The 12,189-nt window shown below is 64.3% G+C and carries 12 protein-coding genes; 9 read left to right on the plus strand and 3 right to left on the minus strand.

The window, feature by feature from the left end:
• Positions 1-361: 361 nt before the first annotated feature.
• The 9 genes from NV2_RS23010 (at position 362) to NV2_RS23050 (ending at position 10,017) form a co-directional block, all read left to right on the plus strand.
• Positions 362-1,180, plus strand: a complete 819-nt coding sequence (locus NV2_RS23010) for an MlaE family ABC transporter permease (protein WP_067878206.1) — start codon at positions 362-364, stop codon at positions 1,178-1,180.
• A gap of 4 nt (positions 1,181-1,184) precedes the next feature.
• Complete coding sequence (locus NV2_RS23015; RefSeq protein WP_067878210.1) at positions 1,185-2,048, plus strand: ABC transporter permease; 864 nt, start codon at positions 1,185-1,187, stop codon at positions 2,046-2,048.
• Positions 2,049-2,059: 11 nt separating this feature from the next.
• On the plus strand, positions 2,060-3,562 hold the full coding sequence (locus tag NV2_RS23020; RefSeq protein WP_067878213.1) for an MlaD family protein: 1,503 nt from the start codon (positions 2,060-2,062) through the stop codon (positions 3,560-3,562).
• Complete coding sequence (locus tag NV2_RS23025; RefSeq protein WP_067878216.1) at positions 3,562-4,590, plus strand: MCE family protein; 1,029 nt, start codon at positions 3,562-3,564, stop codon at positions 4,588-4,590. Before NV2_RS23020 ends, NV2_RS23025 begins: the two co-directional genes overlap by 1 nt.
• The gene (locus tag NV2_RS23030; RefSeq protein ID WP_067878394.1) at positions 4,587-5,594 is read left to right on the plus strand and encodes an MCE family protein; all 1,008 of its coding nucleotides are present in this window, start codon (positions 4,587-4,589) and stop codon (positions 5,592-5,594) included. The genes NV2_RS23025 and NV2_RS23030 overlap by 4 nt, the downstream gene beginning before the upstream one ends.
• Complete coding sequence (locus NV2_RS23035; protein ID WP_245662743.1) at positions 5,591-6,718, plus strand: MCE family protein; 1,128 nt, start codon at positions 5,591-5,593, stop codon at positions 6,716-6,718. The genes NV2_RS23030 and NV2_RS23035 overlap by 4 nt, the downstream gene beginning before the upstream one ends.
• Positions 6,715-7,809: an MCE family protein gene (locus NV2_RS23040; protein WP_067878219.1), complete on the plus strand. Its 1,095-nt coding sequence runs from the start codon at positions 6,715-6,717 to the stop codon at positions 7,807-7,809. The genes NV2_RS23035 and NV2_RS23040 overlap by 4 nt, the downstream gene beginning before the upstream one ends.
• Positions 7,806-8,975, plus strand: a complete 1,170-nt coding sequence (locus tag NV2_RS23045; RefSeq protein ID WP_067878222.1) for an MlaD family protein — start codon at positions 7,806-7,808, stop codon at positions 8,973-8,975. Before NV2_RS23040 ends, NV2_RS23045 begins: the two co-directional genes overlap by 4 nt.
• A gap of 61 nt (positions 8,976-9,036) precedes the next feature.
• Entirely contained in the window at positions 9,037-10,017 is a 981-nt protein-coding gene (locus tag NV2_RS23050) for a hypothetical protein (RefSeq protein WP_067878224.1), read from the plus strand.
• A gap of 102 nt (positions 10,018-10,119) precedes the next feature.
• Here NV2_RS23050 and NV2_RS23055 read toward each other — a convergent pair whose 3' ends face one another.
• From NV2_RS23055 to NV2_RS23065, 3 genes are all read right to left on the minus strand, one after another.
• Positions 10,120-10,773: a ribonuclease H family protein gene (locus tag NV2_RS23055; protein ID WP_084475309.1), complete on the minus strand. Its 654-nt coding sequence runs from the start codon at positions 10,771-10,773 to the stop codon at positions 10,120-10,122.
• Between the two features lie 10 nt (positions 10,774-10,783).
• Positions 10,784-11,287: an SRPBCC family protein gene (locus NV2_RS23060; RefSeq protein ID WP_067878226.1), complete on the minus strand. Its 504-nt coding sequence runs from the start codon at positions 11,285-11,287 to the stop codon at positions 10,784-10,786.
• Between the two features lie 125 nt (positions 11,288-11,412).
• Positions 11,413-12,141, minus strand: a complete 729-nt coding sequence (locus NV2_RS23065; RefSeq protein ID WP_067878229.1) for a hypothetical protein — start codon at positions 12,139-12,141, stop codon at positions 11,413-11,415.
• Positions 12,142-12,189 lie beyond the last annotated feature (48 nt).

Here is a 12,189-nt window from a genome sequence, read left to right on the forward strand (position 1 = left end):
CGGCTGCGCTATAGGATTTCGGCAGTATTCGACGACAAATCTCAATAACTCGAATTTCAGTCCGAAAAAAGACGATCTCCGAACTGTAGTTGGACACGTGATCAAGAAGGTGAAACGTGTTCTAGAAATGCCCCTCGCCTTTGTGGCCGATACCAGTCGGATGGGGCGAATCACAAGAGAACTTCGGCCGTGATCTGGGTCTATGACGACAGGCACACATTGTGATGTGTTTCTCCTAACTCCGTAGTAAGGTGCCTCAAGCGAAACAGTCGCCGGGGTGTCTAACCGGCGTCGAGAGGGGTAGCCAGTGCAAGTCACCAACGGTCCGGACGGGGCGGGGGCAATTAGCTCGCCATCGAGAATGAGCTCAGCGGCGGACTGGACGAAGTCGTACTGGCAGGATCACCCCAAGCGGTCACTCGAGACCTTCGGTCGCCAGATCACCATGGGCATCTCCGCCGTCGCGGAGCTGTTCGTCGCGATCTTCCGGCGCCGCTTTCCGTTCAAGGAGTTCGTCCGGCAGTGCGCCTTCATGGCCAGCGTGGCCGCGGCGCCCACCCTGCTGGTCGCCATCCCGATCGGCGTCATCGTCTCGATCCAGGTCGGGTCGGTGGCGCAGCAGGTCGGAGCCACCTCGTTCATCGGTGCGGCCAACGGCCTCGGCATCATTCAGCAGGGCGCCCCGCTGGTCACCTCGCTCATGATCGCCGGCGCCGTCGGCTCGGCCATCTGTGCGGACCTGGGTTCGCGCACCATCCGTGAAGAAATCGACGCCATGAAGGTGATGGGCGTCGATCCGATGCGCCGGCTGGTCGCCCCCCGGCTCGGCGCAGCGATGCTGGTATCGGTGCTGCTGTGCGGATTCGTGGTCTTCGTCGGATTCCTCACCGGTTACATCTTCAATATTTTCGCGCAGAACGGCACCCCCGGTTCGTATGTCGGAACCTTCGCGTCTTTCGCGGTCACCTCGGATTTGCTGGTGGCCCTGATCAAGTCGCTGATCTTCGGATTGCTGGCAGCCATCATCGCCTGCGACTCCGGCCTCAACACCCGTGGCGGGCCGGGCGGTGTCGCGAACTCGGTCAACACGGCGGTGGTGCTGTCGGCGCTGATGCTGTTCGGCACCAACCTGATCATTACGCAGATATACAACGCCCTGTTCCCCCCACAGATGGTTTGAGCCGGTGTCGTCAACTTATGTTCCGCCGCTACTGCGGCCCCTGAAGCTGATCCGCAGCTCGGTGGGTGCCCCGCGCGACTGGCTGGCGCGCGTCGGTCACCAGGTCTTCTTCTTCCTGCGGTCGATCGGCTCGATGCCGCTGGCGCTCAAGCACTATCCGAAGGAAGTCTGGCGGCTGCTCTCGGACGTCACCTGGGGCAACGGCAGCCTGATCGTCGGTGGCGGCACCATCGGCGTGGTCATGATCCTGAGCGCGTTTGGCGGCATGACCGTGGCGATCCAGGGCTACACGTCCTTGGATCTACTCGGCCTGAGCCCGCTGACCGGCGCCATTTCCGCGTTCGCGACCACTCGTGAACTCGGCCCGATGCTCGCGACTCTGGCCTTCGCGGTCCAGGCGGGCTGTCGATTCACGGCCCAACTCGGCTCGATGCGAATAGCCGAGGAGATCGATGCGCTGGAGTCGCAGGCCATCCGGCCGCTGCCCTATCTGGTCAGCACCCGGATGATCGCCGCGATGATCGCGATCGTGCCGCTGTATTGCTTGGCGCTGCCGATCGCCTACCTGTCGTGCTCGTTCACCGTCGGCATCATCGGCGGTACCGCGTCGGGCACCTTCCAGCACTACTTCTATCAATTCCTGGTGCCGCACGACGTGCTGTGGTCGCTGCTCAAAGCCATTCTGTTCGTGGCGATTACGACCTTCATCCAGTGCTACTACGGGTTCTTCGCCTCCGGTGGCCCGGAAGGTGTCGGTGTGGCGGCAGGACGTGCGATCAAGCTCTGCATCATCGCTGTGGTCTTCGCCGACCTGTTCATGACCCTGGCCATCTGGGGTGTCGACCCCGGTATCAGGATCTCGGGCTAGGGAGGGAACCGATGATCATCGATCCGAGTGGGCGTGGACCCACGATGCGGCAGCTGCTCGTCGCCGGTGCCTGTGGTGTCGTCGTGATCGTGACCGCACTGGGTCTGCTGTTCGCGCGCTACCAGGGCTACATCATGAATCCGAAGGTCGATGTCACCGCCGTGCTCAGCACCACCGGTGACGGACTGCCCTCCAATGCGGACGTGAAGTTCCGCGGGGTGCTGGTGGGCGCGGTCAAGGAGGTGTCGGTCGCGAACGAAGGTGCGATCCAGAACGTCCACATCGAGATGAAGCCGGATTACCTCTCCGGTATCCCGGCCAACGTCACTGCCCGCGTCGTCCCCAGCAACCTGTTCGCGGTCACTTCGGTGGAACTGGTCTACAACGGCCCGGATACCGCGTCGCTGCAGGCCGGTTCGACCATCGCCGAGGACCACAGCAAGGGCACCATCGCCTTGCAGGACACCCTCACCACGGTCCGCAACATCCTCGGCAAGATCGATCCCATTCAGCTGGGCCGGGTCCTGAGCACCCTGTCCTATGCGCTGGAGGACGGTGGCCGGGTTCCGGGCTCCACCGTGGAACGGCTGGACAACTGGCTCACCCAGGTGCGCGGGGCGGTACCGGATGTGGACGGGACGCTGAACAACTTCTCCGCATCGTTCCAGGCGCTCAACCAGTCCGCGCCCGATCTGATGCACGCGCTGTCGGAATCGGTGAAAACCGCGCAGACGATCGCCGACAAGCGCGGTGAGCTGGCCGGCCTGATCACCGGCACGTCGGCCACGGTCGACAAGGTCAACGGCCTGTTCGCCCGTAATCCGAACGTCGGCAAGGAATTGACTTCCGGCACCGGCGACATGTTCGGCGCGCTCGCCGAGGATCCGTCCGCGATTCCGGCTGCCATCGCGAATCTGAACTCCTCGATTCGCGCGTTGAGCACCACCTTCCACTGGGGTACGCAACAGCAGATGGTGTGGAACCTCGGCATCACCCTCACGCCGTACAAGCCCTACGACCGGTCGAACTGCCCGACCTACGGTGAGCTCGCCGGTCCCAGCTGTGCAACCGCACCGGAGATCACCGACGTCGGCCCACCGACGCCGTCGCTGCAGCCGCACGCACTGGATTCGGCACAGGGCCTGCCCGGCCTGCCCCCGATTCCCGGCCTGCCCATGATTCCGGGGCTCACCTCCGGTGACAGCGCACCGGCCCCACAGCAGGCTCCGGCACCGGGTGACCCGTTCGCGGGAACACCACTGGCGGGCCTGATTCCGCCTATTCCAGGCCTGCCGGGGGTGCCTGCCGCCCCTGCCCCCGCACCCGCCCCGGCTCCGCAGCCGGAACCGGCCGCGGATCAGCCGAAGCCCAACGCCGGGCCGATCGCGTACTACACGGGCCGGGACGCCATGCAGGCCATTCTCGGCCGTGCGCCCACGACCGCCGAATACATGTTCTTGAGCTCGATCCTGAGGGGTGGAACTTTGCAAGTATCCGAAAGCGGTGCCGTCTGATGAGCATTCGCAAACCGCTGATCGGGTTCGGCATCTTCGCCATCGTTTCGGTACTGGTCACCGTCGTCATCTGGAACACGCTGGCGCGCACGGTGCACGGTTCCACGAACACCTATTCGGCGGTATTCACCGATGTTCTCGGCCTGCGTGAGGGTGATGACGTCCGGATGGCGGGGGTCCGCGTCGGCAAGGTCACCGGCATCGATCTCGAGGGCCAGCACGAGGCCAAGGTGCAGTTCATCGTGCAGCGTGATCAGTCGCTGTTCGGCAACACCAAAGCCCTTGTCCGATACCAGAATCTGATCGGACAGCGTTATGTGGCGCTGGCTCCGGGCGATAACGGCGACAATTCCCAACTGCGTAGCGGCGCCACCATTCCGGTGCAGCGCACCGAGCCGTCGTTCGATATCTCCGGACTACTCAACGGATTCCAGCCGCTGTTCGAGACGTTGAAGCCCGAGCAGGTCAACAATCTGTCCAACACCTTCATCCAGGCATTGCAGGGTGACGGGGTGTCGCTGAGCTCGTTCATCACTCAGGCTGCGGCACTGGCCGGTGATTTCCAGCGCCGCGATGCGATTCTGTCCGACGTGATCACCAACCTGTCGGCCGTGATGTCCGGGTTGGCGAAACGAGGTGACGACTTGGAGACACTGGTGACTCAGACCCGTGCGCTGATCGGCGGGCTCTACGATCAGGGCCAGTCGTTGCAGGCGTCGACCGTGCAGATCGCGAATGCCACCGGCTCCCTGGTGAATATGTTCGGTCAGGTGCAGCCGAAGCTCGCCCAGGCGCAGAGTTCCACCAGCAGTGCGCTGACGATGCTGATCGACAACGGTGCAAAACTGGATCAGGCCGCGATCGACCTGCCGGGCATTCTGACCAACGTCGGTAAGTTCACCCAGGACGGCGCCTTCGCCAACGCATATGTGTGCAGCCTGGACGTCTCGCTCTACGGAGTGCTGTTCCCGCGTGGGCTGTTCAACCAGATCGGTGGCAATTCGCATTCGGCGGTGTGCCGGCCATGACGAATTTCGGTAAAAGGATGAAGAACCGGTTCCAGAGCAACCGCTTCTTCTGGCTCGGAATCCTCGGTGCGGTTCTGATCGTGGTGCTGCTGGTGGTTTCCAGTGCTTATAAGCAGCTGGGCGTCGGGACCCGCGATATCCAGGCCGAATTCGTGCAGACCGCCGGGGTGAAATCCGGTGACAAGGTCAACGTCGCGGGTGTGGATGTCGGTACCGTCTCCGGTGCGAAGCTCGAAGGTGACCACGTGCTGATCACCCTGCAGGTGAACAACGACGTGAAGTTGGGCCGTGACGCCCGGGCTTCGATCAAGATGGCGACCCTGCTGGGGGCCCGCTACATCGATCTGGATCCGGGCGACGGTAAAGGACTGCCCGACAATCGAATTCACAAGTCCAACACCAAGGTTCCCTACGATCTGGCCGATGTCGTGCAGATCGGAACCCCGAAGTTCGAGGCCCTCGACACCGGTAAGCTCGCCGAATCGCTGCAGGTACTCGGTGATCAGATCGACGGTTCGCCGCAACTGACGGCGCAGGCACTCGACAGTGTCGGTGCGCTGGCCAAGACCATCAACGATCGCCGCGACCAGGTAGCGGGATTGCTGCAGGACCTCGACAAGGTCACCAAGATCCTCGCCGACAACCGCAACAGCGTGCTGCTGGTGATCACCCAGGGCGAGGCCATCGCCGGCCGGGTGATGGAGCGGCAGAACCTGATCACGCAGCTGCTGAACAATGTCGCGACGCTGACCAAACAGTTGCAGCAGATCGGTGCGGAGAACAACAACCAGCTGGGCCCGACCATCCAGCAGCTCGACACGATGGCGCAGGGTCTGCAGAAGAACAAGGACAACCTGGACCGGCTGCTGCAGATCATGCCTGTCGCGGTTCGGCAGTTCAACAATGTGCTGGGTAACGGCCCCTACGGTGAGGTCGGCCTGCCGTGGCTGTTCCCGGACAATTGGTTGTGCTTCGCGCGAGTGGTCGAGGGGTGCCAGGGATGAAACCGACCAAACCGACCTTCACGATGCCCACCCGGCGGTGGCTCTCACGAGCCACCAAGGCGGTGGTCATCGGCGCGACCGCGCTGGTCGTCGGAAACTGTTCGGTGATGCCGGATTCGGTGCGCAACGCCACCGGCGGTGCCACCCACATCACCGCCGATTTCCGCAATATCGCCGGTGTGTTCGAGGGGAACCCGATCACGGTGCTCGGTCTCGAGGTGGGCAAGGTCGACAAGATCATTCCCAAGGACGAGTACGTCGAGGTCCACATGACCGTGAACAACGATGTGGATATCCCGAAAAACGTGATGGCTGCGATCATCTCGCCGTCGATCGTCACCGACCGGCACATCGAGCTGACGCCGCGCTACACCGGCGGGCCCAAGCTGCCCGACAATACGCATCTCACCGTGCAGCAGACCCGCACCCCGGTGGAGCTGGACACGATGATCAAGACCATCGACCAGTTCACCGCGGCGTTGAAGCCGGCACCCGGCCAGACCGAGGGGCCGCTGTCGGGAACCCTGCTCTACGACATGGTGAACGGTCAGGGTGCCAAGATCCGCGACACCCTGGAGGCATTGTCGGGGGCGCTGAAGGTCGGCGTGGACAACAAGGACGCCATCTCGACCATCATCATCAAGCTCAACGAGCTGACCACGATGCTGGCCGACAACGACCAGTCGGTGCGCGACTTCAGCAACAAGGTCACCCAGATGACCTCGCTGCTGGCCGAACAGGCGCCGGGTCTGCAGGCCACGCTCGACCAGCTCAACAGCTTCCTGACCAATACCAGCGGCGTGTTCAGCCAGTACCAGGATCAGCTGGCCGACAGCCTGACCGGGCTCACCAATGTCACCGCGCAACTGCGGCAGAACGCCGCCGGCGTGATCGAGACCGTCGATGTGGCACCACTGCTGCTGCAGAACATCGAGGGGGCGATGGACCCGAACCGGGGCTTCGTTCGCCTGCATGCGGTACTCGGTACCGCGCTCTCCGGTGAGATCGTCAGTCTGTTCTGCGAGCGGATCCAGATGAAGTCGGACGGCTGCCGCACCGGCAAGATCGAGGATTTCGGACCCGACCTCGGGTTGACCGCCGCACTGTTGGGACTGACGAAATGACAGTATCGACGCGCCTGCGACGCACCTGGCTGGCCCTCGGAGTGTCGGCCACGGTGGCGGCTTCCGGATGTGGGCTCACGGTGGAGTCGCTGCCGCTGCCCGAACCCGGGCAGTCGGGTGAGACCTACACCCTGCACGCGGTATTCGACAACGCACTCAACCTGCCCGACCAGGCCAAGGTGAAGATCGGCGGCTCCGATATCGGTGTGGTCACCCATATCGAGACGAAGAATTACCAAGCCATCGTGGATATGGATGTGCGCTCCGACATCTCGCTGCCGGCCGACGCGCATGCGGAACTGCGGCAGGCGACCCCGCTGGGTGATGTCTTCGTCGCGCTGTCGAAGCCCGCGACCGCCGATACGACGCAGGCGCTGCAGGACGGCGACACCATCGGCATCGATCACACCTCGGCGGGCGCCACCGTCGAGGAGCTGTTGCTCTCGGTGTCGTTGTTGTTCAACGGCGGTGGTGTGGCCGCATTGACCAAGTTGACCTCCGAACTGGATTCGGTGGTCGGTGGCCGGCCCGAGCAGCTGGCGAATCTGATCAGGCAGATGACCAGCGTCACCACCACGCTGCACGCCAACAGCGATCGAATCGACGGCGTCCTCAACGGTTTCGACGCACTGACCAACACCATCGAAGCCAATCATCAGCAGCTGGGCCAGGTGGCCGACACCCTCCCGCAGATGATCGGCGCGATTGCCGAGAACAACAAGCAGATCGGTGATCTGCTGGCCAAGATCTCCACAACCAGTGCGGCACTGGGCGATTACGCCGACACCAGTCACGATCAGCTGGCCGGGCTGCTGGACAATGTGCACAAGCTGATGGCGGCACTGTCGCAGTCGCGCGCCGACTTCGGCCCGATGCTGGATGCGATGCACGAGATCAGGCCCAAGACCGATGCCTCGTTCAAGGGCAATACGCTCGCCGTCGCTGCGACCTTGACCCAGCTCGATGCGGGTCTGATCACCGATCCGCCACACAGCAAGTTGTGGGATGAGCGTGATGTGCAGGACATGGCAGGCAGTCTGATCCAGGTGCTGCAGATCGTCTACGGCCGAGTGACAGGGGGCCACCGATGAGCTGGCTGCTTCGACACAAGCTACTGCTGTCGGCCCTGGGGCTGGTGGCGATCTTCGTGGTCGGTGCCTCGTATCTGGCGATCAATGTCATGCGGGTCAATCCGCTGCGCCAGACCTACACGGTCACCGTCGCGCTGGATCGTTCCGGCGGGCTGCAGCCGGGTAACGATGTCACCCTGCGCGGATTCCGCATCGGCAAGGTGAATTCGATCGATCTGGCCGGGCACGGCTCGTCGATCGCCGCCGAGGCACAGATCGACAGTCGCTACCGCATCCCGACCGCTACCGCGGTGTACGTGCACGCGCTGTCGGCCGCCGGCGAGCAGTACATCGACTTCCGGCCCGAAACCGATCACGGCCCGTTCCTGACCGATGGCTCGGTGGTCCAGTTCGATCCGGAGAAGGTGAAGACTCCGACGCCGGTGTCGGAGGTGCTGGAGAACTCCAGCGGATTCTTCGACCAGATCGATCCCGACCGGTTCAGCACGATTCTCAACGAATTCGACGTCGCGCTCAGCGGTGGCCCGGATCAGTTGCGCAATATGATCGACGCGCTGAGCCTGGTGACGGCGGGACTGGACAATCTGCTCCCGCAGACCGCGAACCTGTTGAAGAATCTGCAGGTTATCGCCTCCACCACTGCCAATGCGCAACCCGATCTGACTACCCTGACCAACAATTCGTCGACGTTGTTCACTCAGTTCAACAATGCCAACGACGAGCTCCGCAAGGTCCTCGATCAGGCTCCGGGGCAGATGCAGGCGCTGGGTGCCACGCTGGACAAGACCGCGGATCCGATCACCAGCCTGGCGACCAATTTCGTCGCGATGACCAGGGCCGCGCAGCTGCGCTTGCCGGCCCTGCGCGCCTTGTTCCCGTCGCTGGTCACCGGTAGCGCCGCGCTGGGCGTCCCAGCACATGACGGAGAGTTCTATACGATCATCGATATCTGGCCTCGACCCTACTGCCAGTACTCGACGACGCCGGTCGCACCCTCTGTGGCGACGGACGGCAGCCTGCCGAAGTGGAACTACTGCACGAACCCGCCGCCGGACCAGCAGATCCGTGGTTCGGCGAACGCACCCCGGCCGGACGTTCCGAACAACGGAGCGCAGATGCCGTCCGGCGCCGATCCGAATGCCCGGACGCCGAAACCGGTGCGATAAGTAGAGTGGCCGAAAACATACGGCGTGGTACGGCCACGCTGGGAAGGTGACAGATCGATTCATGTCCGATGACGACAACACCGCCAAGGACAAGGCGAACAACGAAGCCACGTCGGCCGAGCAGGCCGATGCGGCGCAAGAAGGCACCGCCGCGGACGCAACGGTCAAGTTCGAATCGGACTCGTCGGACGATGCCGCAGGTAAGGCCGCCGACAGCGAGGCCGCGGACACCGTGAAGGCGGACGACGCCGGGAAGACCGAGAAAGCCGGGAAGGCTGAAAAGGCCGACAAGGCCGAGATCGGCGCTGCGGGCGGCTCCGCGAAGGCGACGGATGCCGATGCCGATGCGACGGTGAAGCTTCCGACCGCTCCACCGCCGGCTTCCGGGTCGGCCTCCACGGCGGCCGCCGCCTCCTACCCGTCCCCACCGCCTTCCGGCAAGAAGACCCCGTGGGTTCCGATCATCTCGGCGTTTGCCGCGGGTGTGGTGCTGGTCGCCGCGATCACCGCGGTGGCGGCCTTCTGGATGAAGGCCGACGATCGCCAGGGGCAGCTCGATGCCCGCGACGACTCGACCCGGGCGGCGTGCGACTTCGGTAAGGCCGTAGCGAGCTACGACGCGAAGGATCTGGGCGCCTACTTCAAGGCTGTCGACGAGAAGTCGACCGGCGAGTGGGGCAAATTCTTCACCGATGCGCAGGAGACGCTGCAGCAGGCGATGGAGAAGGTGCAGGCCAAGTCGAAGCTCGACGAAATCCACTGCGCCTGGGAGTCGGGTAACGACACCGAGGCGAACGTCGTCCTAGTGATCACCCAGGAGCAGACCAACCAGGTCGTGCCGCAGCCGAGCACCATGACCATTCCCGGTGTGGCTCATATGGAGAAGCACGACGGAAAATGGCTGGTCGCCAAGTTCGATTCCCCGGTGACGAAGGGAATGGGCGGTCCGGCCGCCGCAGCTCCGGGTGCGGCACAACCCGGTCCGGCCACCCCGCAGGCCGACGGTGGTCAGCCGGCACCGGCCCCTGGGCCGGGTAACTGAGTCGTACCGGATCCCGCCTGCGTCGGCACGGGGCGCCTCCGGCGGTGGGTCGAAACACCACCGCCGGAAGCAATTCGGTTGGCTCGCAGGTGCGCGCCGGATTCAGAACAGGGTGAGAGTGTCCGTGGTATCCGGGCGTTTCTTCGGCGCCGGGCTCGTGGGTGCCGCGGGGCCGGGGACGGTGGTGAGCGGCGTGGTCACCGCGGTGTCGGTCATCGTGTCGGGTGCCGGTTTCGGGGAGGGCTTGCGCCGCACCGGTGGTGCGACCCGCATGCCCGTGGGCAACGGTGGCAGATCGTCGACGGCGTTCGGTGCGGCATCCGAGGCGGCGGCCGCGGCCCGTGCCGCCTCACCGGCGAGCTTGTCCGCCTGCTCGTTGAAGTAGTTCCCCACGTGCCCGCGCACCCACCGGAAACGCACCGGGCCGGGCCTGCTGGCGATGGCGTGGTCGATCCACCGGACCAGTTCCACATTCTTCACCGCACTACCGGTGGCCGTGCGCCAGCCGTTGCGCCGCCAACCGGGTAACCACTCGGACGCGCATTTGATCGCGTAGAGCGAATCGCTCTCGATGAACAGGGGCTCGGAACCGGGATGGGCGCGGATCGCCTCCAGAACCGCACGTAGCTCCGCTACCTGGTTGGTGCCCGAGGCCGCGCCCGCGTTCGCCGAACCGCCTTGATGATCGACCCACGCCCAGCCGATGGCGCCGCCGGGATTACGCAGGCAGGATCCGTCGGTGCTCACGATGATCATGCCCGGTACCCTACGCAATCCGGCCGACAAGATCGGTACCGTGGAATTCCTCTATCTCCCTGCGCAATTGCGACTCGCTGCGACGCACCGCCGTCCGGACCAGTTTGTCGACGATCCCGGAGGCGATTGCGCCGGTCGGGCGGCGCAACGGCGGATAGTCGGCTTCCGAGGTCAGTACCGAGCGGCCGTAGCCGAGCGGGTCGAATCGGAGTGTCAGCGTAGCGAGTGCCGCACCCTGCGCAGGCGCCACCTTCCCCGGCCGGCGCCTGCGCAGGGTGTACCCGATGACCGCATTCCGGCGGTAATCGGAGATCTCGCATTCCAGCGGGATCTTCCACGGGCCGAGCCGGACGGTCGCGACGTAAATCGCGCCCGGACCGTGGCCGGCATCGCCGACCGGCTCGAATGTGGCGACACCGAACATCCACTCCGGTACGAACAGGTGGTTGTCGGTGTATGTGAAAGCCACCTCGACCGGAGCCCCGACATCGCTCGCGTACCTGATGTGGCCCATCGGCCCCTCCCTGTTCCACGGCTGCCACAAAAGTACTACAAATATCCTCTTTATTGAATGGTTACCACTGGGTAGCGTGCACGCGAGCAGTCGAGGACGGGGAGATCGTTCGGCGCCGCGGTGGGTTACGCCAGCGGGCTCCCATCCTGCCCGATCTGTTGCGGCTGCTCGGCCGGAACCGGTGCCGGCAGCGTGTTCCGCTCGATACGCATCTCGTGGCGACCCGTCGGCGGGTCACTCACCGAGACACTGATTTCGCCGGTGTGCACGTCGATGTCGGTACGGAACCCGGTGGTGCGGTCACCCGGTGACTCCTCGGTGCCGGTGCCGGTATCGGCGGAATTGCCCAAGGTACCGGGCAGATTGGCCCCGATCGTGAGCGTGATCGAATGCTGCTGTGTCCTGGATACATTCGCGTCGACATAGGTCTCCTCGGACAATGCGAGACGGCCACCGAGGCCCGCCGGATCCGCAGTACCGGTAGGGCTTTCGGCGCTCTGCGGTGCCGGCGTCGATATCGGCGTCCGTACGGGTGCCGGTGGGTGCGCCTCGCCGCGATCCGCGGGCACCGCCGGGGCGGTGAACGAAGCCGGTAGCTCGCGGTACCCCGCGGCCGACTCCCAGTTCCCAGCGGTGACGACCGGTACCCGAGTCTCGGGACGGCCGGGATCGAACTCCGGAACGGCTGCCTGGTGGCGACCACCGGAGGACATCACCGAATGGGAACCACCGATCTGATTGACGACATAGGTTCCGGCGGCGACGGTGAGGCCGATACTGGCCATACCGGCGAACACGACGGCGGTGTATTGCAGAATTTGCCCGGTGGGCCGGGACTGCGCGGACTGAGACATAACGGTGCGGCCTCCCTATCCCCTCGTTCCCCTCGTACGCGACCCGCA

It is taken from the genome of Nocardia vermiculata NBRC 100427, from assembly GCF_001613265.1.
Lineage (GTDB): Bacteria > Actinomycetota > Actinomycetes > Mycobacteriales > Mycobacteriaceae > Nocardia > Nocardia vermiculata.